Source organism: Stutzerimonas stutzeri (assembly GCF_009789555.1).
Lineage (GTDB): Bacteria > Pseudomonadota > Gammaproteobacteria > Pseudomonadales > Pseudomonadaceae > Stutzerimonas > Stutzerimonas stutzeri_R.
In genome coordinates this window covers 339,477-360,119 of sequence record NZ_CP046902.1, presented here as the reverse complement: position 1 = coordinate 360,119, position 20,643 = coordinate 339,477, and the positions used below count along the sequence as shown (strand labels likewise).

The window sequence follows — 20,643 nt, the reverse complement described above, 5'->3', positions numbered from 1 at the left end:
GCAAACCGCATGAAGATCAGATTCTCCAGCGCCAAGGAACACCAGCCGACCCACGAGCAGGGTTTGCAGGTCCTCTATGCACCCGGCAAGCGACTGGCCTTTCGGCTGCGCTGGTATCTCATCCTTCTGGCCGTGGCCAGTCCCCTGCTATGGCTGGCAGGGCGCTGGCTGCTGGCGCTATGGCTGATCGAGGCGCCGGCACAGGTGCATTTGTCGAGCGTCGAGCTGCGCAGCCGGGATGTGGGCCAGGTTCAGCAGGTGCTGGTCGAGCCTGGACAGCGCGTGACGGCTGGCGAGCTACTGGTGCGCCTGGATAATCCGGAATGGCGGGCGCGGCGCTTTCTGTTACAGGCCGGCGCCCCACAGGCGGTGCGTGACGAGGTCGCGCTGGCACGTGAACGCGCCCTGTTGCGAACCTCGCTCGACCGCGCCGAGGCTCATGTGCAGCGGGTCCGTGGCTTACTCGAAGCTGGCGCGGCGACGCGGGGCGAGTTGATGGAGGCGACCAACCAGCGTGATGCGCGACTTCGCGACCTGTACCAGCTCGAACAGCGCAGCCAGCCCGTGGTGTCAGCCGATGAGCGTCAGCGTGAACTCGAACTCGCCTGGCTGGACAGTCGTCTGAACGAGCTGGGGGTGCGCGCCGAGTCGGATGGCAAAGTGGGTGAAATCATGGCCGCTCCGGGTGAGAACGTGGGGCCAGGCACGCCACTGCTGCGCCTGGAGCGCGATGCCGAACCGCAGGTGTGGGTGTATCTGCACCCCAGCCATGCCGCCAGCGCTATGCCGGGCAAGCCGTTGACGTTGATTTTCCCGGATGGCAGCAAGCGACAGGCGGTGGTGGTACAGGCCGTCGACGATGCCGCTCCGGTCCCGGCCGAACTTCGGCCGCCATTCAGCGCGCCAACGCGGAGTCTGCGCGTGATCGCTCGGGTCCACGACGGTTTGCCGGCGCAGTGGCGTATCGATCGGCTCGGGCTTACGGCGCGCTTCCCTGACCCCTGGTTCGCCTTTGGCGGCTGAGTGGATCAGTCCAAGGCCAGCCACTGAGGTATTCGCCGCTCCAGGTAGTAACGCGGCTTGAGCGGCGAACCCTCGACGAAGCCGACGTGGCCGCCGTGGCGGTGCAGTTCCAGCGTGGTGGTCGGCGAGAGTTCGTTTGGCTCGGGCACGCTGTGACGGAACACGAAGGGATCGTCTTCCGCCTGGATCAGCAGGGTCGGGGTGCGGATGTCGGGCAGGAAGTAGCGGCTCGAGGCGCGGCGGTAGTAATCGGTGGCGTCGTCGTAGCCGTGCAGCGGTGCGGTGAAGCGGCCGTCGAAGTCCCAGAAGGTGCGCATGCCGTCCAGCGAGCCGAGGCGTTGCAGCGTCGAAAGATGCTCACTGGCGCCCTGCTGTGTGAACAGGCGCTGTTTGTCCCGGACGTAGGCCACCATTTCGCGCATGAAATGCGCCTGGTAGATCCGCGAGAAGCCGAGGCCAATGCGGTCGGCGCACTGGTCCAGGCGAAAAGGCACCGAAACCGCCACGGCGCGTTGCAGTGGCGCCCGCGTGCCGTGCTCGCCGAGATATTTGAGCAGGACGTTACCGCCGAGCGAATAGCCTACCGCGTACAGCGGAGCCAGTGGCCGCGCGGTCTGCACATGCGCGATCACTTCGTTCAGGTCATCGCTGGCGCCTGAATGGTAGGCACGCGGCAGCAAGTTGGGCTCGCCGGAGCAGCCGCGCCAGTTGACGGCCACGCTGGCCCAGTCTCGCTGAGCCAGTTGCTGTTGCAGGCCCCGCACGTAGTGCGAGTTCGATGAGCCGGTAAGCCCGTGCAGCGCCAGAACCAATGGCACCCTGGCATCGTGAGGGCCGTACCAGTCGAGATCGATGAAGTCGCCGTCGGCCAGCCACAGCCGCTCGCGGCGGCGCGGCAGTGAGGGTGCGCGACGGCACAGGGGGTTCCAGAGTGTCTGCAAATGACCACCGCGCAGCCACCAGGCGGGGCTGAACGTCGCGCCTGGCTCGGGGCTCAACGCGGAATCGGGAAAGGTGACGGACACTGGTTGGCCCCGTGCTGGTTGCGGTACGGCGGTTCTGCTTCTGCCTCGCGGCGCGGGGCCACGATGCGAACGGCATTTTTGTACAGGTCGCTGACGGACGCTCAGGCTTCGCCGCTGCGCTCCCACAATGCGTAATGGACGTTGCCGGCCTTCTTCTCGCGATGCAGCCGCCAGTTGCCCGGCAGTCCGAGGCTCGACGGCATGGCCTCGCTCTCGGTATAGATCCAGGCATGCCGGGCCAGCCAGCCCTTGTGTTCCAGCAGCTCGCAGGCAGGTTGCAGCAGGTTCTTGTTGAAGGGCGGATCGAGAAACACCAGATCGAAGGGCGTAGGCGTCTGGGTTTCCAGATACCGCAGCGCATCGCTTTGCAGCAACTGGCCCTGGCCACAGTTCAGTGTATCGAGGTGCTTGCGCAGGCTGGCGATGGCGTTGGCATTGAGGTCCAGCGCCAGCGCCATGCTGGCGCCACGTGAGAGCGCTTCGAGGTAGAGCGCTCCGCTGCCGGTAAACGGGTCGAGGACGCGGGCACCGGACAGATACGGGGCAAGCCAGTTGAACAGCGTCTCGCGGACTCGATCAGGCGTCGGTCGTAGCCCGTCGGCATCGGGAAAGCCGAAGCGTCGGCTGCGCCATTCGCCGCCGATGATACGCAGCTGGCCCTGGCCACCATGGGCGGAAGGGCGGATGGGTGGGTTGGCCATCAATGCTCCGGAACGCTGCTGGGTTGTTCGAGGGGCTTCTCGCTCGGCGCCGGAAGCGGCTTCTGCTCGACTTGCGGGCCGGCCGTGACGATCACGAAGCCGTCTGGACTGAGGTGCTCGTTCATCGCAGCCTTGACCTCTTCGACCGACAGCGCCTGCACCTGTTGCATGAAGTCTTCAAGGTAGGTCAGCGGCAGGCCGTAGAAGCCGATGCTGCCCAACTGGCCAACGATGTCCGCATTGCTGGCAGTGGACAGCGGAAAGCTGCCCGCGATTTCACGCTTGCTGCGTTCCAGTTCGGCCTGGGTGGGGCCCTGTTCGAGGAACTCGGCGACCAGTCGCTGCACCAGTTCCAGCGTGGCTTCGGAAAGATCGGCACGGGTCTGCAGATTGATCATGAACGGACCGTTGGTCTGCATGGGGCTGAATCCGGAGTAGATGCCGTACGTGAGTCCCCGCTTTTCTCGTACTTCTTCCATCAGGCGTGTACCGAAACCGCCCCCGCCAAGGATCTGGTTGCCCAGATACAGCGCGGCGTAATCGGGGTGACCGCGCGGGATGCCGAGTTGCGCCAGCATCAGGTGGGTCTGGTTGGACGGAAAATCGATGTGATGCTGGCCCGCCGTGGGGTCGCCTGGCGTTGCCGGGGCAGGCAGTGCCGGGCCCTGCGGCAAGGCCTGCGAGACCTGCTCGGCAATGGCCTCGGCTTGCGCTCGGTCGAGGTCTCCGACCAGGGCGATCACGGCGTTGCCTGAGGCATACGCTTTGCCATGAAAGGCACGCAGCTGAGCCGTGTCGATTCGTGGAATGGTTTCGGGCGTACCCTCGCTGGGGTGCGCGTATGGATGGTGCTGATAGAGCTGCTCGAACAATTCGAGGCTGGCCAGCTTGCCGGGGTTTTGCTTCTGGAACTCGAAGCCGGCCAGTAGCTGGTTCTTGATCCGTTGCAGCGAGTCTTCCGGAAAGGTTGGCCGGCCGACCACCTGGCTGAACAACTGCAGCGCTGGCTCGCGCTTGTCTTGTGCACTCAGGCTGCGCAGGCTGGCCACCGCCATGTCGCGATAGGAGCCGTTGCCGAATTCTGCCCCGAGGCCTTCGAAGCCTTCGGCGATGGCGGTGACGTCCTTGCCCTCGATCCCTTCGTTGAGCATCGCGTTGGTCAGCATGGCCAGCCCAGGCGTGCCGCCATCCTGGCTGCTGCCGGCGGCAAAGGTCAGGCGCAGGTCGAACATCGGCAACTGGTGGGCCTCGACGAACAGCACTCGCGCGCCGCCTTGGGTCTGCCAGCTCTGGATGTCCAGCTCGCGGCGCGCGAGCGGCTGGTCGCCGAGTTCGGCCAGCGACTCCAGGCGGGGCGTCTCAGTCGCCTTGGCGTTGGCAATGGCCTGCCCGGATTCGGCGGGGGTGGCGACGGTTTCCTCGGTGGGGATCGGGATCGATGCGGCCGTTTCGCCGGCGTCTTCGCTACAGGCGGCCAGGCCGAGGCAGGACGCCAGCAACAGGCCGATGAGGCTGCGATGCATCAGGTTGCGCTCACTCATCGCGGGACTCCTCGGGCAGGACGTGGGCAACGCTCAGGCGTGAGCGGGTAAAGAAGGTGCGGGCCGCCTGCTGGATGTCGTCCGGCGTCACCGCTTCGAGCGCGCTGAGCTCTTCATCCATCAGGCGCCAGGACAAGCCGACTGTTTCCAGCTGGCCGATGGTGGTGGCCTGCTGGGTGATGGAGTCGCGCTCGTAGACCAGCCCGGCAATGACCTGGGCGCGCACTCGCTCCAGTTCGGCCTCGGAGGGTGCGTTCTGTTTGAGCTGTTCCAGTTGCCGCCAGAGACCGGCTTCGACCTCTTGCAGGCTGCGGCCTTTCTGCACATTGGGCGCGGCGCTGAGCATGAACAGGGAATCCCCGCGGGCGTAGGCGTTGTACCAGGCCGAGGCGCTGGTCACCAGCTCCTCGCCGCGCTCGAGTTGCTGTGGCAGGCGCGCGCTGTAGCCACCGTCGAGAAGTGCGCTGATCAGACGCAGGGCGTGGATCTGTCGGGCATCTTCAACGGTGGCCAGGCTGGGCATATTGAAGGCCATCATCAGGCTCGGCACCTGCGTCTTGACGTGAAGTGTGAGCCGACGCTCGCCGGGCTCGGCCAGTTCCAGGGGGCGCTTGGCACTGGGCAGCGGGCGACGCTCGATCGGACCGAAATAACGTGCCGCCAGCGCCTGCACTTCGTCGCGAGTGACGTCGCCGACCACTACCAGGGTGGCATTGTTGGGCGCATACCAGGCCTGGTACCAGTGACGCAGCTCATCGATGGTCATGCGGTTGAGATCGGCCATCCAGCCGATGGTGGGGGTGTGATAGCCGCTGGCCGGGTAAGCCATGGCCTTGAAGCGTTCATAGGCCAGCGCGCTTGGCTTGTCGTCGGTGCGCAGCCGGCGCTCTTCTTTGATCACTTCGATTTCGCGAGCGAACTCTTCCGCCGGCAACTGCAGGCTGGCGAGGCGGTCGGCCTCCAGTTCGAAGGCAACGGCGAGGCGATCCCGCGCCAGTACCTGATAGTAGGCAGTGTAATCGTCACTGGTGAAGGCGTTCTCTTCGGCTCCCAGCTCGCGAAGGATACGCGACGCTTCTCCGGCCCCGAGCTTGCGGCTGCCCTTGAACATCATATGTTCGAGGGCGTGGGACAGGCCGGTCTGGCCGGGCGACTCGTAGCTCGAGCCCACTTTGTACCAGAGCTGGGAAACCACGACCGGGGCGCGATGGTCCTCGCGCACGATCACCTTGAGGCCGTTGTCCAGGACGAATTCGTGAGTGGGCTGGCCGTCGGCTGCGGTGACCAGCGGCAGGTACAGAGCGCCGAGTAACAGGGCTGCGGCGTGGCGTAGCATCGGAGGCATATTCAGGGCTCGTTCAAGGATGAATCCCGCTGCGATGGCGACGGCAGGCGGGAGCGCGCAAGGCATGGTACTGGCGCGTCGGGGTCAGGGCAAAGCGGTGAGATGCGGATATGTGTCGCATCCTGTGGCGGCTCGATGGCCGTGCTTAGCGCAGGCGGTTGCGCAGTGCTAGGATAGCCCCCGTCTGGCCGGTGGCGTGACCGCTGGCGTTTCGCCCTCTTGAGAAAATCTTCTCCATGTTTGGTTCCAACGACGATAAGAAGACGCCGGCTGCGGCTGGCGAAAAGAAAGGCTTGTTCGGCTGGTTGCGCAAGAAACCGCAGACCCCGGCAGCCGAGCCGCCGCTCGCCGAGCCGCTGGAAGACAGCCAGCCGTTCGCTGACGAGCCCGACACGGCGCCCCTCGAAGCGCATCCGACCGATGAGCCGCCGCGCACCGGGTCTGACATCGATCCGATCGCGCCCGCCGCCGCGCCGGAGATCACGCCGGACGGCCTTGTACAGCGTGAGCCGGAGCCCGAGGCGGAACCCGCGCCAGAACTGGTTCAGCCCGGTGATGTGCCGGAAACCCCGGCCCTGGCCGAGATTGCCATCGAGCCTGCCGCGCCGCCCGCCGAGACCAAGCCGGGCTTTTTCGCCCGCCTCAAGCAAGGCCTGTCGAAGACCAGCGCCAGTATCGGCGAAGGGATGGCCAGCCTGTTCCTGGGCAAGAAGGCGATCGACGACGACTTGCTGGACGAACTCGAGACCCGCCTGTTGATGGCAGATGTGGGCGTCGAAGCCACCACCGCCATCATGCAGAATCTCGCGCGGCGGGTGTCACGCAAGGAATTGGCCGACAGTGGCGCGCTGTATAAGGCGCTGCAGGAAGAGTTGGCCGGCCTGCTCAAACCGGTCGAGCAGCCGTTGCGCATAGATGAAAGCAAGCAGCCGTTCGTGATTCTGGTGGTCGGCGTCAATGGCGTCGGCAAGACCACCACCATCGGCAAGCTGGCCAAGAAGCTCCAGCTCGAAGGCAAAAAGGTCATGCTGGCCGCCGGTGATACCTTCCGCGCTGCAGCGGTCGAACAATTGCAGGTATGGGGCGAGCGCAACAGCATCGCCGTGATCGCGCAGCACACCGGAGCCGATTCCGCTTCGGTGATTTTCGATGCGGTGCAGGCCGCGAAGGCCCGGGGCATCGATGTGCTGATCGCCGACACCGCCGGGCGGCTGCACACCAAGGACAACCTGATGGAGGAGTTGAAGAAGGTTCGCCGCGTCATGGGCAAGCTGGATGAAACCGCGCCTCACGAAGTCCTGTTGGTGCTCGATGCCGGAACCGGCCAGAACGCGATCAATCAGACGCGCCAGTTCAACCAGTCGGTGGAACTGACCGGCCTCGCGCTGACCAAGCTCGACGGTACCGCCAAGGGTGGGGTGATCTTCGCGCTGGCCAAGCAGTTCGGTACGCCGATTCGCTACATCGGCGTCGGGGAGGGTATCGACGATCTGCGCACCTTCGAGGCGGACGCATTCGTCAATGCGTTGTTCGCCGAGAAGGGGACGGGCGGGGGTAGTGTCTCGTCATGATTCGTTTCGAGCAGGTCGGCAAGCGCTATCCCAATGGCCACACCGGATTGCACGAGCTTTCGTTTCATGTGCAACGGGGTGAATTTCTCTTCGTGACCGGTCACTCCGGCGCGGGCAAGAGCACCTTGCTGCGGCTGTTGCTGGCGATGGAGCGGCCCACCAGCGGCAAGCTGCTGCTGGCCGGGCAGGACCTGTCGCGCATCAGCAATGCGCAGATTCCGTTTCTTCGCCGGCAGATCGGCGTGGTGTTCCAGAACCACCAGTTGCTGTTCGATCGCACCGTGTTCGACAACGCCGCATTGCCCTTGCAGATACTGGGTTTGAACAAACGCGAGATCGGTCAGCGGGTGATGACCGCGCTGGAGCGCGTCAGCCTGAAGGACAAGGCGCTGCAGTACCCATCCGATCTCTCGACCGGCCAGCAGCAGCGCGTCGGTATCGCCCGCGCGGTGGTACACCGTCCCGCCTTGCTGCTTGCCGATGAGCCGACCGGCAACCTCGATCCGCGGCTGGCGGCAGAAATCATGGGCGTCTTCGAAGACATCAATCGCCTTGGCACCACCGTACTGATCGCCAGTCACGACCTGGCGCTGATTGCCCGCATGCGCCATCGCATGCTCACGCTCCAGCGCGGCCGATTGATCGGTGATGGGGAGGCCGCCCGATGAGTGCACCCGAGCAGAATCCGAATCCAGCCGAGCGCGCCGGCGGCGCCAGGAACAGGCCCGAGCAACCCAGAAGCGACGAACCGGACTTCAAGACGCTGTTCCACGCGTGGCTGGAAAGCCACCGGGCCAGCGTCATCGACAGCGTCGGCAGGCTGATCAGACAGCCGATCGGCAGCTTCTTCACCTGTCTGGTCATGGCTGTTGCGCTGAGTTTGCCCATGGGCTTGGCGCTGTTGCTGGACAACGTCGAGCGGCTCGGCGGTTCGTGGCAGCGCGCGGCGCAGATCTCCCTGTTCATGCGCTTGGACGTCGACGCGCAGCAGGGGCAGACGCTTCGCGAGCAGATTCAGGCGATGCCGGATGTTTCGGAGGTCAGCTGGATCAGCCGCGAACAGGCGCTGGAGGAATTCCAGCAACTCTCCGGGCTTGGCGAGGCCTTACGCGAATTGCCGGATAACCCGCTGCCCGGTGTGATTCTGGTGACGCCAAACGAGGTCGATCGGGACAACCTCGAAGCGCTACGCCAGCGCCTGGCAGCGCTGCCAGGGGTCGAGCAGGCGCAGCTTGATCTGTTGTGGGTCGAGCGGCTGACAGCCATCCTCAAGCTCGGCGATCGTTTCGTCTTCGGCCTCAGTCTGTTACTGATCGCGACGCTGTTGCTGGTGATCGGCAACACGATTCGCCTGCACATCGAAAACCGTCGTACCGAAATCGAAGTGGTCAAACTGGTCGGCGGGACAGACGGCTACGTGCGCCGGCCGTTTCTGTATATGGGTGCCTTGTACGGACTGGGTGCGGGGCTGATCGCCTGGTTGCTGCTGGCCTACGGATTGGGCTGGCTGAACGAGGCGGTCGTGGGGCTGGCTGGCTTGTATGGCAGCGACTTCGGCCTCGCCGGGGTGCCGGTCGAGGATGGGCTTTCGCTGGTGCTTGGCGCGTTGCTGCTGGGCTATATCGGCGCCTGGCTGGCCGTGGCAAGGCACCTCAGTGAGCTGGCACCTAGGTGATAACTCATTGATTTGTATAGAGTTACCATAGCTGTAAGGGAACTTTTCGGTGGGCTTGCAGTCTGACCGAGCAGTGCTAAACTGCTGCAGCTTCATTATCGGAGGATCTGCATGACTACTCATCTGCAACCTGTTCAAGCCCTGGTCCCGGGAGGCAATCTCGAGGCCTACGTGCAGACGGTCAACAGCATTCCGCTGCTTACGGTCGAGCAGGAACGCGACCTGGCTGAGCGCCTGTTCTACCATCAGGATCTCGAGGCCGCACGTCAGATGGTTCTTGCCCACCTGCGATTCGTCGTGCACATCGCCCGTAGCTATTCGGGTTATGGGCTGGCGCAGTCGGACCTGATCCAGGAAGGCAACGTCGGCCTGATGAAAGCCGTCAAGCGCTTCAACCCGGAGATGGGCGTGCGCCTGGTGTCCTTTGCCGTGCATTGGATCAAGGCCGAGATTCACGAATTCATCCTGCGCAACTGGCGCATCGTCAAGGTCGCCACGACCAAGGCGCAGCGCAAGCTGTTCTTCAATCTGCGCAGCCAGAAGAAGCGCCTGGCCTGGCTGAACAACGACGAAGTCGAGCGGGTTGCAGACAGTCTTGGCGTTGAAGCCCGCGAAGTGCGCGAGATGGAAAGCCGTCTGACCGGACATGACATGGCCTTCGATCCGTCGGCCGACGCCGACGACGACAGTGCCTACCAGTCGCCCGCGCACTATCTCGAGGATCACCGCTACGATCCGGCGCGGCAACTCGAGGATGCGGACTGGAACGATAGCTCCAACTCCAGCCTGCACGAGGCGCTGGACACGCTGGACGAACGCAGCCGGGATATTCTTCAGCAGCGCTGGCTGAGCGACAACAAGGCGACCCTGCATGACCTCGCCGCGAAATACGGGGTTTCCGCAGAGCGGATCCGCCAGCTTGAAAAGAATGCGATGAACAAGCTCAAGGGGTCGATCCAGGCCTGACCGGCTGTCGCGCATCATCACCGCCAAGGCGCTGCATTGCAGCGCCTTTTTTTTATGGCCGTCGAACCAGGGCCCTCGTCATCAGGGTAGGGGCCTGGAGCTTTCAAGCGCCTCGGTCAGCGCGATCAACAGTTGTGCCGCGCTGATGGGTTTATGCAGCCAGGTCACGTCCGTATTGCCCTCGCTCTGCTCGAACTGGCTGGCCGCTGAGATCACGATGATGGGTAGATCCTGCGTGTCGGGATTGCTGCGGACTTCATCGATCAGTTCGCGTCCGCTGCCGTCGGGCAGGTGCAGGTCGAGCGTCATCGCCTCGTAACGGGTGCTGGCGAGCTTCGCCCGCGCCGCATGCAGACTCTGTGCACGATCGACTGCATAGCCGGCGTCGCGCAGCATCAAATGCAGCAAGCGGCCGGTATCCGGCTCGTCTTCAATCACCAGCAGACGCGGTTGGCCTTGATCCGCGGTCGAAGTGCTCGATTCGAGGATCGGCAGTTCACACCAGAAGGTCGTACCCCGATCTTCCTGCGTATCGAAGCCGACGCGGCCGCCCATCCGCTCGACGAATTCCTTGGTGATGGCGAGCCCCAGCCCGGTGCCGCCTTTCTGGCGACTGTCGGAGGCGTCCGCCTGGGCGAACTTCTCGAACACCCGCTTCTGGAAGCTAGCCGGGATGCCCGTCCCCTGGTCGGTAACGTTGATGCGGACATGGTGGGCATCGGGCAGGGTGCAATGCAGCGTCACTTCACCGCCTTCGGGGGTGTACTTGATGGCGTTCGACAGGAAGTTGGTCAGCACCTGTTGCAGCCGCAAGCCATCGACCCACACATTGACCTGCGCTGGATTTTGCAGCGTGCAGTTGACGCCGAAATGCGCGGCGAAGGCCTGGTTGCTGGCCAGTGCCTCGTCCAGCAGCCGACCGAGCGAGTGCTCGCGCATGTCGAAGGTCATCTTGCCGGCCGCGATTTTTTCCATGTCCAGCAAATCGTTGATCAGGTAGCCCAGGCGCAGGCTGTTGCGGTAGGCGATTTCCAGCATCTGCTGCATGGCCGATGGCACCTCGCCCATCGCGCCCCCGGTCACCAGGCCCAGCGCGCCGCTGATGGAGGTGAGCGGGGTGCGCAACTCGTGGCTGACCGTGGAGACGAACTGGTCCTTCATCTGCTCGATGCGCTTGTGTTCGGTCAGGTCCATGCTGGTGCCGCTGATACGCAGCGGTCGCCCCTCTCGGTCGCGCTGGATGTAGCCCCGGATCAGGACCGGGATCAGCCTGCCGTTCTTGTGCTGGAAGCGCAGCTCGGTGGTGAAATGATCGACGGTCGAGAGCATGGTCTGCGCCAGCTGTTTCCTGGCCTGGGGCAGGTCCTCCGGCGCCATGATCCTTTCCCATAGTCTCAGGTCCGAGTGCATTTCGCCGGGACGATAGCCGAGCATGTGCCAGGCGCGCGGCGACGCATAGAAGGTGCCTGCATCCAGATTCAGGTCCCAGAGCCCGTCGTTGCTGCCTTTCAGGGCCAGGCTGAGGCGCTCTTCGCTGAGCTGGAGGGCGCGCTTGTTCTCGCGGATATGCTCGGTCATCTGCTGGGCCAGCGCCTCGGCACGGCTGCGTCTGAGCGAGAGCGAGAACGTCAGGAAGAACAGCAGCACGCTCAGGCCGATGCCAAGGCCGATCACCAGCGCGTTATGGGCATGAAACAGATATTCGAACTCCGGCAGGCTTTCCAGTCGCAGGGTCCATGTCTGCCCATAGAGATCGAGTCGCGCGACCTGACTGTACTGGGCCGGATCGGCTCGGGGCTGGTCGCGGCTGGCGAAAATCAGGCGCTCGGGCTGCTCTTCGTCGCCGGCATAGATACGCAGGCTGAGGTTCGGATCGGCTGCGCCAAGGATGCCGCGCATCAGGTCGTCCATCCGGTAAGGGCTGTAGACGAAACCCTCGAGCGCCTGCAGGCGCTGGCGCGGTGAGCGAATCGGCTTGCCGGGCCGATACAGCGGCACGTACATGAGTATGCCGGCCTGCGTCGCTCCGTGTGTTTCCTGGCGCAACCTGACCTTGCCGGTGATATGTGTCTGTCCGGATTCGGCTGCCTGGAGCATGGCCTGGCGGCGTACCGGTTCGGCGAACATGTCATAGCCGAACGCCGCGAGGTTGCGGTCGCGGAACGGCTCCAGATAGACCACCGGAGTGTGCAGCGAGGCGCCTTCCTCGAGCGGGTGCACCTGGTAGTGGGCAAACCCTTCGGCGCGGACGCTCAGGATATGCGCCTCGCGTGCCTCGGGTCGGACCGCTTTGGCGAACCCCACCCCTTGTATGCCCGGGTAGCGCTCGGCCAGTTGCAGGCGGTCGTTGTAGGCACGCCACTGCGCGCGCGAGACCTGGCCGCTGACATCGAACAGTCCAGCGGCGCCGAGCAGGATCTGCTCATGGTCGATCATTCGCTTGCCAATGGCTTCGGTGGTGATTTCCACCAGAAAATCGAACTGTTGCCGTGCGGCGCGTTGTTCTTTCGACTGCAGAAGCTGAAGGATGAGCAGCTGTATCAGCAGCGTGAACGCCAGGACGAGCCAGGCAATGCTGTTACGCCAGTGGAAGAATTGCCGCACCTTGTTCAAGGGTGCGCTGGTTGCGGTTTCGCTCATGCTATCGCTGCCGTGCGTTCCGTGGCCAATGGCGAGGTGATGACTGCGCGTCTGTCCATGGGCCTTCCTGAGAGCGGGGCCTGGCCCGCGTCTCGCAACATGTTGGTTGCAGCTTACTCGTTGCGATGGCGCACTGCCATAACGCTCCGTCAGGGCGCGCCGACCACTCTGCGAGCGCCGGCCGGTCTCGTTGAGCCGGCGCTGGCGCGTTACGCTCGTGGCCCGTCAACGTGCTTCGGACGCGCCCAGCCTGTTCAAGTAGTGACTGCCCCCCAGCTGCCGTACCTGCTGACGAATCCAGTTGGCGCGCTGGCGCACGTGCGGGCCGGGCCGGCCGGCATTCCATTCGCGCGGATTGGGCAGCACAGCCGCCAACTGGCTGGCCTGCGATGCTGAAAGATAAGGCGCAGAAATGCCAAAATGATGACGTGCCGCTGCCTCGGCACCAAAAATGCCGCTGCCCCATTCGACGCTGTTGAGATAGACCTCGAGGATTCGCTGTTTCGGCCACAACAGTTCGATCCAGCCGGTGAACCAGACCTCGAGCCCTTTTCGCACCCAGCTGCGCCCGGACCAGAGAAACAGGTTTTTCGCCACTTGCTGGCTGAGCGTACTGGCGCCGCGCAGCGACCCGCCCCGTTCGTTATGGGCGAATGCCGCGCGGATGGCCGCAATATCGAAGCCCCAGTGATCGGCGAATTTCTGATCTTCCGCGGCGATAACCGCCATTTTCAGGTCATCAGGCAGTTCTTTCCATGGGCGCCAGGTGCGCTGCAGGTCGATGCCCTCGCCGCCGGTCCAGGACTCGATCTTTCGCTCGACCATGAGCCCGGTGAAAGGCGGTGGAATCCAGCGCAACACCAGAACCAGCAGCACCGATAACGCGGTCAGCCATAGCAGCAGTTTGGTGAGGCGGCGCAGCAGGGTTCGGAGCATGGGCGTGGTCGCGACCAGTGGGAACAGGCATTATAACGGGCTCATGCCACTTGACCGGAAGCACCTGGATGATTCGTCCCTTTCTCATGCTTGCCGCATTCTTCGGGCTGACCGGCGTTGCGCTGGGCGCTTTCGCCGCACACGGCTTGAAAAGCCGCCTCGGTGCCGACTATCTCGCGGTCTTCCAGACGGGCGTGCACTATCAGCTGATCCACGCGCTGGCGCTGTTCGGTGTCGCCTTGCTCGCATTACACGCTCCAAGCCGCCTGCTGGTAGCAGCGGGGAGTCTGTTCGCGGTTGGTGTGCTGTTGTTTTCCGGGAGTCTTTACCTGTTGACCCTGACGGGAATCGGCAAGCTGGGGATCGTCACGCCTGTCGGCGGTACTGCATTTCTGGCCGGTTGGATCTGCCTGATGGCCGCTGCCTGGACGCTTCGCCCCTGATGGCCGCTGGCGTGAGCCGAAGGGGGATGAATGGCAGCGCCCTGCGCCTTGGTGCCCCGATGCGATCGGGCTAGAATGCTGGCCCCTTGGCAATGGTGGCGATGACGATGCACATCCAGTTGAACGGCGAGCGCTACGAGCTCCCGGACGGTCAGTCGGTGGCCGATCTGCTGCAGCGTCTGGAACTGACGGGGCGCCGGCTGGCCGTCGAACTCAATCGCGACATAGTGCCGCGCAGCCAGCATGCCGCGACCTTCCTGGCCGATGGAGATCAGGTCGAGGTCGTGCATGCCATCGGTGGCGGCTGACGCGCTTCGCTGCGTCGCGCATCCCGGACGTCGCTTCATCGCAGCGGCGTTCTTCTCGCTTCATTACGTCTGAACAGGAGGGTCGCATGAGCCCAGTTCCGCACGACAAACCCTTCACGCTTGCCGGTCGCACCTATCAGTCGCGTCTGCTGGTGGGCACTGGCAAATACAAGGACCTAGAGGAAACCCGCGCGGCCATCGAGGCGTCCGGTGCGCAGATCGTCACCGTCGCGGTACGCCGTACCAACATCGGCCAGAACCCGGATGAGCCCAACCTGCTCGACGTCATTTCGCCGGATCGCTACACGATCCTGCCGAACACCGCTGGCTGTTACGACGCCATCGAGGCGGTCCGTACCTGCCGCCTGGCCCGCGAGCTGCTGGACGGCCACAACCTGGTCAAGCTTGAAGTACTGGCCGACCAGAAGACGCTGTTTCCCAATGTCATCGAAACCCTCAAGGCCGCCGAGGTACTGATCAAGGACGGCTTCGACGTCATGGTCTATACCAGCGACGATCCGATCATCGCCCGTCAACTGGCCGAGATGGGCTGCATCGCGGTCATGCCTCTGGCCGGTCTGATCGGCACCGGCCTCGGCATCTGCAACCCCTACAATCTGCGCATCATTCTGGAAGAAGCCAAGGTGCCGGTGCTCGTCGACGCGGGCGTGGGCACGGCGTCCGACGCCACCATCGCGATGGAGCTGGGCTGCGAGGCCGTTCTGATGAACAGCGCCATCGCCCATGCGCAGCAGCCGGTGATGATGGCCGAAGCCATGAAATACGCGATCGAAGCGGGGCGTCTGGCCTACCTGGCCGGGCGCATGCCGAAGAAACTCTACGCCAGCGCCTCTTCGCCTCTGGAAGGCCTGATCCGCTAATTTTCCTTTTCGTCTCAGGCCGCGCGATTGCTCGATCACGCGGCCTGTGCTCGTTATCTGCAGGTTCGTTCATGAGTGACACTCCCACACCGGCCGACGGCCAACGGCGCATGCGCACCATCAAAAGCTTCGTGATGCGTGCCGGCCGCATGACCGAGGGCCAGCAGCGCGGCCTGGATCAGGGCTGGCCGCGGTACGGCCTGGAACTGGCCGACGGTTTGCGCGATTTCGACCAGGTGTTCGGCCGCCAGGCGCCGCGGACGTTCGAAATTGGCTTTGGCATGGGCCACTCGACACTGGAGATGGCGGCTGCGGCACCCGATCAGGATTTCATTGGCGTGGAAGTGCATTCGCCGGGCGTGGGCGCGCTGCTAAGCGGACTGTTGTCACAGAATCTGGCGAACGTGCGCGTTTACAGTTGCGACGCCCTTGAGGTGCTGCGTGAATGCGTCCCGGACGCGAGTCTGGACCGGGTCTTGCTGTTTTTCCCCGACCCCTGGCACAAGAGCCGTCACCACAAGCGGCGTATCGTCCAGCCAGCGTTCGCCGAACTGGTGCGGCAAAAGCTCAAGCCTGGTGGTGTGCTGCATATGGCAACCGACTGGGAGGCCTATGCGGAACACATGGCCGACGTCATGAGCGCCGCACCCGGCTATCGCAACCTGGCGACGAGCGGGCAGTACGTCGAACGACCCGAAGAGCGCCCGACGACCAAGTTCGAGCGCCGCGGGGAACGCCTCGGCCACGGCGTCTGGGACCTCAAGTTCGAACGCATCGGCTGACCGGGCATGGGGCGCTTTCGGCGCCCACGAGAGCCGTATCAAGCGGCCGAGGGAATGTCCGACGAGCGCGGACGCCAGGATGGCGAGCGCCCAGACGTACCAACACGAGCCTTGTCTGCCGACACAGGCGTCATCTGCCGCGCCTGTTGCGCTGCAAGGAGCAAAAAGAGATGTACGGGAAATTAGCAATGGTGCTGCTGGCGGTTCTGGCCAGCCAGGCGCAGGCCAGGGTGGATGACGATCAGGCCGCTCGCCTGGGGCAGGACCTGACGCCGCTGGGTGCGGAGCGATCAGGCAACGCCAGCGGCACTATCCCCGCCTGGACCGGGGGTGTGAAGGCGCCTGCCGGCTATTCGGTGGGGATGCATCACCCGGACCCGTACGCCGCTGATCAGGAGCTTTACCGGGTCGATAGCAGCAACGCCGGTCAATATGCCGCACTTCTCCCCGAAGGGCTGCGCGCACTGGTCGAGCGGTATCCGGATTTCTATCTGCGGGTCATGCCGTCACGCCGCAGCGCCGCAGCCCCGCAGCGCATCTATGACCAGACCCGTGCCAACGCCGTCGCAGCCGAGCTGATCGCGAACGGCAATGGCATCAAGGGGGCTGTTGCAGGCATTCCGTTCCCGTTGCCCCAGGATGGCATGGAAGTGATCTGGAACCACATCCTGCATTACAAGGGCGAGCAGACCCACATGGTCAACAACCAGGCCGTGGTGATCAATGGCAGGGCCAATCTGATCAAACGGGATCGTCATATCTACTATGTCTACAACCGCGAAGGCATGGACAAGGCGCAACTGAACAACACCTTGCTGTACTACAAGTACCGGATCACCGCGCCCGCGAAGCTGGCCGGGGTTGCCCTCGTCGTCCAGGATCCGATGGACCAGGTGGTGGCGATCCGCAAGGCGTGGCGCTACAGCCCGAGCGACCGCCGTGTACGTCGCTTGCCATCGCTGGCCTATGACTCATTGCAGCCGGACACCAGCGGCCTGGCGACGGCCGATGTGGTCGACTCATTCAATGGCGCCCCGGATCGTTACGAGTGGAAGCTGGTCGGCAAGCGAGAAATGCTGGTGCCGTACAACAGCTATGCGGTGCATCAGCAGGGCATCGCTTACGAGTCGATCGTCGGCGCGCGCACCTTGAATCCGGACTTGCTTCGTTACGAGCAGCATCGCGTGTGGATCGTCGAGGCAGCGCTGCGCAAAGGGTTCAGCCACCCGTATGCCATGCGCCGCTTCTACATTGATGAAGACAGCTGGCAAATCCTTGCGGTCGACCTGTTCGACGAAGATGCCGAGCTGATCGGTCTACAGGAAAGTCATCCGATCAGCTATTACGAGGTGCCCATGTTCGGCAGCACGCTGGAGACGCTGTATCACCTCGAAGACGGCAATTACTTCGTCGATGGCCTGGACAACAACGAGCCGATGTACGACTTCAATGTTCAGATGGGGCCGCGGGACTTCTCGCCGGCAGCGTTGCGCCGCGGGGCCAACTAAGCGTCCGGCCGTCACACCGCCGCCCGCGCGGGCGGCTTTTTCGTCGTAGTACGGTTAGCCGCGTGCGGCGGTTGGCTATGGCGTGCGTTCGGTCGGGCCGCTGGTATCGTTCAGTTTCGGTCGGCCACCACGCCGATGATGAACAGCACCAACAGCAGAACCGGAGCCAGGGTGTAGTTGTTGAATTGCGCCAGTCCCTTGGCCAGCCATGGGCTGAGATAGATGATCCCGAGGCCGTAGACGAGCGCACAGAAGACCACGAACGCGAGGGTGCGCAAGACGAAGTTCAAGCCGCCGATGTTCTTCTGCACCCAGGCATTGAGCGCCGGTCCGAAGAGTACGAAAAGCGTGGCCATGATCGCCAGGGAGATGTCGAACAGGTGGTGGCGGCTCCAGCGCGACAGTGTGGCGATAAGGTCGAGTACGAGATCCATGCAGGGTCCTTAGGGCAGGAAGAGTTGCAGCAGGTCGTTCAGAAACAGCTGTCCCTTTGGCGTGGCGACCAGTCGTTGCGGATCGCTCGCCAGCAGGCCGCGGGCCTCGGCTTCGCGCCGCGCTCCGGTCAGCGAATCCAGCGGTAAACCGGTGCGTTGAGTGAACAACGTGACAGGAACGCCGTCGCTGAGGCGCAACACATTCATCAGGAATTCGAAGGGTAGCTCGTCCGCTTCGAGTCGCTTGTCACCGGCACGAAAGCGCTTCGCCGGGTCGAGATAGTCCTTGGGCAAGCGTGTCTTCCAGTGCCGTTGGATCGCGCCACCGGCGCTGCTCGTCTTGCCATGCGCACCGGCACCGAGCCCGAGGAAGTCGCCAAAGGTCCAATAGTTGAGGTTGTGTCGCGCCTGGCGCCCTGGCCGCGCATAGGCGGAGGTTTCATATTGGCCGTAGCCGTGCTCGGCGAGCAGCGCCTGGCCGGCTTCCTGAATGTCCCACAGCGTCTCGTCTTCGGGCAGTGAAGGCGGTTTGCTCCAGAATTCCGTGTTCGGCTCGACGGTGAGCTGGTACCACGACAGGTGCGTCGGTTGCTGGGCGATGGCGGTGCGCAGGTCGCTCAGCGCATCGTCCAGACTCTGGCCGGGCAGGCCATGCATCAGGTCCAGGTTGAAATTGTCGAAGCCGGCGGCGCGCGCCATGTCGGCGGCCCGCACGGCTTCGTCACCATCGTGGATGCGTCCCAGCGCGCTCAGTTTGTCCGCCTGGAAACTCTGCACGCCAATCGACAGGCGATTGATGCCGAGGCTGCGATAGTCGCGGAATTTCGCCTGCTCGAACGTGCCTGGATTGGCCTCAAGGGTGATTTCGATGTCGCTGGCGAAGCTGACGCGTTGTTGCAGGCCGTCGAGAATCCGGCCCAGCGCGACGGCGGAAAACAGGCTCGGGGTGCCACCGCCAAAGAATATCGACGTGAGGCTGCGGCCCTGAACCTGGTCCAGATCGCATTCCAGGTCGGCGAGCAGTGCCGCGACGTAGGCATCCTCGGGCAGCGTCGGCCCGGCGGCATGCGAGTTGAAATCACAGTAGGGGCACTTGCGCACGCACCAGGGGATATGCACGTAGGCCGCCAGCGGCGGCAGTTCGAAGCCCGGCGCCTGGCGCGCGGAGCGATCGCTGCGCTTGTCGCTTGCTGCGTTCGGCGTCCGGTTTCCGGCTCCGTTCATGCGATACCCAGGCGCTGCTTGAGCAGGGCCATGGCACGGGCGCGATGGCTGAGCTGGTTCTTGTCCGCAGGGCTCATCTCGGCGCTGGAACAGTTGCGCTCCGGAGCCCAGAACAGCGGGTCATAGCCGAATCCGTGCTCCCCCCGGGGCGCATGCAGGATGCGTCCATGCCATAAACCTTCGCAGATGATCGGCAAGGGATCGTCGGCATGTCGGACCAGCGCCAGCGCACAAACGAACTGCGCGCCGCGCGCCGCGTCCGGCACGTCCTTGAGAGCGGCGAGCAGCTTGGCATTGTTCGCGGCATCGCCCTGACCATCGGCGTACCGTGCCGAATAAATACCCGGCGCGCCACCGAGGTGGTCCACCGCCAGCCCCGAGTCGTCGGCAAGTGCCGGCAGCCCGGAAACGCTGGCGGCATTGCGCGCCTTGAGGATGGCGTTTTCGACGAAGGACAGCCCGGTTTCCTCCGGCTCCACGTCGCTGAATTCACCTACCGAGCGTACGCGTACGGCGTCGCCCAGCATGGCCTGCAGTTCCTTGAGCTTGCCGGCGTTATGGCTGGCCAGCACCAGTTCGTTGAAGAGCATCATTCGTCCGGAAAGAATTCTTGAGTGAAGTCGAAATTGATCGGCGCAGCGCCGGTCGGCTGTACGTTCAGGTTGAAGCGCAGCGTCTCGCGCGATTCGAAGGGAAACTGTGCAAGGTAGTAGATCGCCTCGTCGCCTTCCTTGAGCTGCCGGAAGGTCAGTGGGTAATCCTGGCCGAGCAGATTCCTGACCGCACCGCTGACCTGTGCGGCCATCGGCTTGCCGTTCTTGATCACCGAGACGTTTACCACGCCCTGAGCCTTGCTGCGAACCAGGCCGGCCGCTGCCGCGATGTCCGGTTGCAGGAAGCTGGAATTGAAAGCGATGTAGTGAACGTCGTGTTCACCCACGCTGTGCTTGCGCTCGGCGAGCGCCGGCAGGGTAAACAGCAGAGCGAGCAGGCAGATGAGGCTGCGTTTCATGGATGGTCCTCCCTTGATGAAGCGGTTCAGCGGCCCGCACCGATGACACGGTATATACCGATCTCACCGATCAGGTTGGGCCATAGGCGGCTCGCCACGCCATGCTTGTGGTGACGATCCACCGCCAGGCGCTCGAGCACACGCGCACCGAGTTCGTGGCACAGCCGTTCGAAGTCCTCGAATGTGCAGAAGTGGATGTTCGGCGTGTTGTACCACGTGTATGGCAAAAACTCCGAGACGGGCATGCGACCCTTGCTGGCGAGGTACCAGCGGCAACGCCAGTGTCCGAAGTTGGGAAAGGTGATGATGCATTCGCGGCCGACCCGCAGCATTTCCCTGAGCAACACGTCGGGGTAATGCACCGCTTGCAGAGCCTGGGTCATGACCACCATGTCGAAGCTGTCGCTTGCGAAATTGCCCAGCCCCTTGTCGAGGTCCTGCTCGATGACGTTGACGCCTTTTTCGATGCAGGCGGCAATGTTCTCGGGATCGATTTCCAGGCCGTAACCGCTGACCTGCTTGTTGTCTCGCAACCACGCCAGCAGCTCGCCGTTGCCGCAACCGAGGTCGAGCACGCGGCTACCAGCCGGTATCCAGTCTTGGATGATGTCCAGATCGGCGCGCATGG

21 protein-coding genes are annotated in these 20,643 nt (G+C 63.7%); 10 read left to right on the top strand and 11 right to left on the bottom strand.

Annotated features, from left to right (window positions below):
* The first annotated feature begins 9 nt into the window (after window positions 1–9).
* Window positions 10–1,023, top strand: a complete 1,014-nt coding sequence (locus tag GQA94_RS01645) for an HlyD family secretion protein (RefSeq protein ID WP_158186427.1) — start codon at window positions 10–12, stop codon at window positions 1,021–1,023.
* A 5-nt stretch (window positions 1,024–1,028) separates the two neighbouring features.
* On the opposite strand, the gene GQA94_RS01640 is transcribed toward GQA94_RS01645, so the two are convergent.
* From GQA94_RS01640 to GQA94_RS01625, 4 genes are all read right to left on the bottom strand, one after another.
* Window positions 1,029–2,048, bottom strand: coding sequence for a hydrolase (locus tag GQA94_RS01640; protein ID WP_158186426.1), 1,020 nt, complete (start codon window positions 2,046–2,048; stop codon window positions 1,029–1,031).
* 101 nt (window positions 2,049–2,149) lie between these two features.
* Window positions 2,150–2,749: a 16S rRNA (guanine(966)-N(2))-methyltransferase RsmD gene (gene rsmD, locus GQA94_RS01635; protein WP_158186425.1), complete on the bottom strand. Its 600-nt coding sequence runs from the start codon at window positions 2,747–2,749 to the stop codon at window positions 2,150–2,152.
* Complete coding sequence (locus GQA94_RS01630) at window positions 2,749–4,290, bottom strand: M16 family metallopeptidase (protein ID WP_158186424.1); 1,542 nt, start codon at window positions 4,288–4,290, stop codon at window positions 2,749–2,751. The genes rsmD and GQA94_RS01630 overlap by 1 nt, the downstream gene beginning before the upstream one ends.
* Window positions 4,283–5,635, bottom strand: a complete 1,353-nt coding sequence (locus tag GQA94_RS01625; RefSeq protein WP_158186423.1) for a M16 family metallopeptidase — start codon at window positions 5,633–5,635, stop codon at window positions 4,283–4,285. Before GQA94_RS01625 ends, GQA94_RS01630 begins: the two co-directional genes overlap by 8 nt.
* 236 nt (window positions 5,636–5,871) lie before the next feature.
* On the opposite strand from GQA94_RS01625, the gene ftsY reads away from it, so the two are divergent.
* The 4 genes from ftsY to rpoH all read left to right on the top strand — a co-directional run bounded on the left by ftsY (window position 5,872) and on the right by rpoH (window position 9,847).
* Window positions 5,872–7,206 (top strand): signal recognition particle-docking protein FtsY, encoded by a 1,335-nt coding sequence (ftsY, locus tag GQA94_RS01620; protein WP_158186422.1) that lies wholly within the window; start codon window positions 5,872–5,874, stop codon window positions 7,204–7,206.
* Window positions 7,203–7,874 (top strand): cell division ATP-binding protein FtsE, encoded by a 672-nt coding sequence (gene ftsE / locus GQA94_RS01615; RefSeq protein WP_025243434.1) that lies wholly within the window; start codon window positions 7,203–7,205, stop codon window positions 7,872–7,874. The genes ftsY and ftsE overlap by 4 nt, the downstream gene beginning before the upstream one ends.
* The gene (gene ftsX / locus GQA94_RS01610; protein WP_158186421.1) at window positions 7,871–8,881 is read left to right on the top strand and encodes a permease-like cell division protein FtsX; all 1,011 of its coding nucleotides are present in this window, start codon (window positions 7,871–7,873) and stop codon (window positions 8,879–8,881) included. Before ftsE ends, ftsX begins: the two co-directional genes overlap by 4 nt.
* 111 nt (window positions 8,882–8,992) lie before the next feature.
* The gene (rpoH, locus tag GQA94_RS01605; protein WP_158186420.1) at window positions 8,993–9,847 is read left to right on the top strand and encodes an RNA polymerase sigma factor RpoH; all 855 of its coding nucleotides are present in this window, start codon (window positions 8,993–8,995) and stop codon (window positions 9,845–9,847) included.
* 81 nt (window positions 9,848–9,928) lie between these two features.
* Here rpoH and GQA94_RS01600 read toward each other — a convergent pair whose 3' ends face one another.
* Both GQA94_RS01600 and mtgA read right to left on the bottom strand, forming a co-directional pair.
* Window positions 9,929–12,487: a hybrid sensor histidine kinase/response regulator gene (locus GQA94_RS01600; protein WP_158186419.1), complete on the bottom strand. Its 2,559-nt coding sequence runs from the start codon at window positions 12,485–12,487 to the stop codon at window positions 9,929–9,931.
* A gap of 225 nt (window positions 12,488–12,712) precedes the next feature.
* Entirely contained in the window at window positions 12,713–13,423 is a 711-nt protein-coding gene (mtgA, locus tag GQA94_RS01595; RefSeq protein WP_158186418.1) for a monofunctional biosynthetic peptidoglycan transglycosylase, read from the bottom strand.
* 68 nt (window positions 13,424–13,491) lie between these two features.
* Between mtgA and GQA94_RS01590 the strand changes: the two genes are divergently transcribed.
* The 5 genes from GQA94_RS01590 (at window position 13,492) to GQA94_RS01570 (ending at window position 17,345) form a co-directional block, all read left to right on the top strand.
* Window positions 13,492–13,866, top strand: a complete 375-nt coding sequence (locus GQA94_RS01590) for a DUF423 domain-containing protein (RefSeq protein ID WP_158186417.1) — start codon at window positions 13,492–13,494, stop codon at window positions 13,864–13,866.
* Window positions 13,867–13,973: 107 nt separating this feature from the next.
* Window positions 13,974–14,174, top strand: a complete 201-nt coding sequence (gene thiS / locus GQA94_RS01585) for a sulfur carrier protein ThiS (protein ID WP_158186416.1) — start codon at window positions 13,974–13,976, stop codon at window positions 14,172–14,174.
* Window positions 14,175–14,260: 86 nt separating this feature from the next.
* Window positions 14,261–15,055: a thiazole synthase gene (locus tag GQA94_RS01580; RefSeq protein WP_158186415.1), complete on the top strand. Its 795-nt coding sequence runs from the start codon at window positions 14,261–14,263 to the stop codon at window positions 15,053–15,055.
* Between the two features lie 71 nt (window positions 15,056–15,126).
* The gene (gene trmB, locus GQA94_RS01575) at window positions 15,127–15,837 is read left to right on the top strand and encodes a tRNA (guanosine(46)-N7)-methyltransferase TrmB (protein ID WP_158186414.1); all 711 of its coding nucleotides are present in this window, start codon (window positions 15,127–15,129) and stop codon (window positions 15,835–15,837) included.
* Window positions 15,838–16,007: 170 nt separating this feature from the next.
* Window positions 16,008–17,345 (top strand): DUF1329 domain-containing protein, encoded by a 1,338-nt coding sequence (locus GQA94_RS01570; RefSeq protein WP_158186413.1) that lies wholly within the window; start codon window positions 16,008–16,010, stop codon window positions 17,343–17,345.
* Between the two features lie 110 nt (window positions 17,346–17,455).
* Here the strand turns inward: GQA94_RS01570 and GQA94_RS01565 are convergent, their stop codons facing one another.
* From GQA94_RS01565 to metW, 5 genes are read right to left on the bottom strand one after another with little or no spacing between them, the layout of a single operon-like run.
* Complete coding sequence (locus GQA94_RS01565) at window positions 17,456–17,779, bottom strand: DUF3392 domain-containing protein (protein ID WP_046161601.1); 324 nt, start codon at window positions 17,777–17,779, stop codon at window positions 17,456–17,458.
* A gap of 9 nt (window positions 17,780–17,788) precedes the next feature.
* On the bottom strand, window positions 17,789–19,003 hold the full coding sequence (gene hemW / locus GQA94_RS01560) for a radical SAM family heme chaperone HemW (protein WP_158186412.1): 1,215 nt from the start codon (window positions 19,001–19,003) through the stop codon (window positions 17,789–17,791).
* Window positions 19,000–19,596: an RdgB/HAM1 family non-canonical purine NTP pyrophosphatase gene (gene rdgB, locus GQA94_RS01555; RefSeq protein WP_158186411.1), complete on the bottom strand. Its 597-nt coding sequence runs from the start codon at window positions 19,594–19,596 to the stop codon at window positions 19,000–19,002. The genes hemW and rdgB overlap by 4 nt, the downstream gene beginning before the upstream one ends.
* Window positions 19,593–20,015, bottom strand: coding sequence for a DUF4426 domain-containing protein (locus GQA94_RS01550; protein ID WP_158186410.1), 423 nt, complete (start codon window positions 20,013–20,015; stop codon window positions 19,593–19,595). Before GQA94_RS01550 ends, rdgB begins: the two co-directional genes overlap by 4 nt.
* 26 nt (window positions 20,016–20,041) lie before the next feature.
* Window positions 20,042–20,641 (bottom strand): methionine biosynthesis protein MetW, encoded by a 600-nt coding sequence (gene metW / locus GQA94_RS01545; protein WP_158186409.1) that lies wholly within the window; start codon window positions 20,639–20,641, stop codon window positions 20,042–20,044.
* Between the last annotated feature and the right edge of the window lie 2 nt (window positions 20,642–20,643).

Bases quoted from the DNA above. Each gene is read 5' to 3' on its own strand.
- GQA94_RS01550 (WP_158186410.1), bottom strand. From the start codon at position 20,015: ATGAAACGCAGCCTCATCTGCCTGCTCGCTCTGCTGTTTACCCTGCCG.
- rsmD (WP_158186425.1), bottom strand. From the start codon at position 2,749: ATGGCCAACCCACCCATCCGCCCTTCCGCCCATGGTGGCCAGGGCCAG.
- GQA94_RS01600 (WP_158186419.1), bottom strand. From the start codon at position 12,487: ATGAGCGAAACCGCAACCAGCGCACCCTTGAACAAGGTGCGGCAATTC.
- ftsY (WP_158186422.1), top strand. From the start codon at position 5,872: ATGTTTGGTTCCAACGACGATAAGAAGACGCCGGCTGCGGCTGGCGAA.
- trmB (WP_158186414.1), top strand. From the start codon at position 15,127: ATGAGTGACACTCCCACACCGGCCGACGGCCAACGGCGCATGCGCACC.
- GQA94_RS01590 (WP_158186417.1), top strand. From the start codon at position 13,492: ATGATTCGTCCCTTTCTCATGCTTGCCGCATTCTTCGGGCTGACCGGC.
- rpoH (WP_158186420.1), top strand. From the start codon at position 8,993: ATGACTACTCATCTGCAACCTGTTCAAGCCCTGGTCCCGGGAGGCAAT.
- GQA94_RS01580 (WP_158186415.1), top strand. From the start codon at position 14,261: ATGAGCCCAGTTCCGCACGACAAACCCTTCACGCTTGCCGGTCGCACC.
- GQA94_RS01630 (WP_158186424.1), bottom strand. From the start codon at position 4,290: ATGAGTGAGCGCAACCTGATGCATCGCAGCCTCATCGGCCTGTTGCTG.
- GQA94_RS01570 (WP_158186413.1), top strand. From the start codon at position 16,008: ATGTACGGGAAATTAGCAATGGTGCTGCTGGCGGTTCTGGCCAGCCAG.
- GQA94_RS01645 (WP_158186427.1), top strand. From the start codon at position 10: ATGAAGATCAGATTCTCCAGCGCCAAGGAACACCAGCCGACCCACGAG.
- thiS (WP_158186416.1), top strand. From the start codon at position 13,974: ATGCACATCCAGTTGAACGGCGAGCGCTACGAGCTCCCGGACGGTCAG.
- GQA94_RS01625 (WP_158186423.1), bottom strand. From the start codon at position 5,635: ATGCCTCCGATGCTACGCCACGCCGCAGCCCTGTTACTCGGCGCTCTG.
- ftsE (WP_025243434.1), top strand. From the start codon at position 7,203: ATGATTCGTTTCGAGCAGGTCGGCAAGCGCTATCCCAATGGCCACACC.
- hemW (WP_158186412.1), bottom strand. From the start codon at position 19,003: ATGAACGGAGCCGGAAACCGGACGCCGAACGCAGCAAGCGACAAGCGC.
- GQA94_RS01565 (WP_046161601.1), bottom strand. From the start codon at position 17,779: ATGGATCTCGTACTCGACCTTATCGCCACACTGTCGCGCTGGAGCCGC.
- ftsX (WP_158186421.1), top strand. From the start codon at position 7,871: ATGAGTGCACCCGAGCAGAATCCGAATCCAGCCGAGCGCGCCGGCGGC.
- rdgB (WP_158186411.1), bottom strand. From the start codon at position 19,596: ATGATGCTCTTCAACGAACTGGTGCTGGCCAGCCATAACGCCGGCAAG.
- mtgA (WP_158186418.1), bottom strand. From the start codon at position 13,423: ATGCTCCGAACCCTGCTGCGCCGCCTCACCAAACTGCTGCTATGGCTG.
- metW (WP_158186409.1), bottom strand. From the start codon at position 20,641: ATGCGCGCCGATCTGGACATCATCCAAGACTGGATACCGGCTGGTAGC.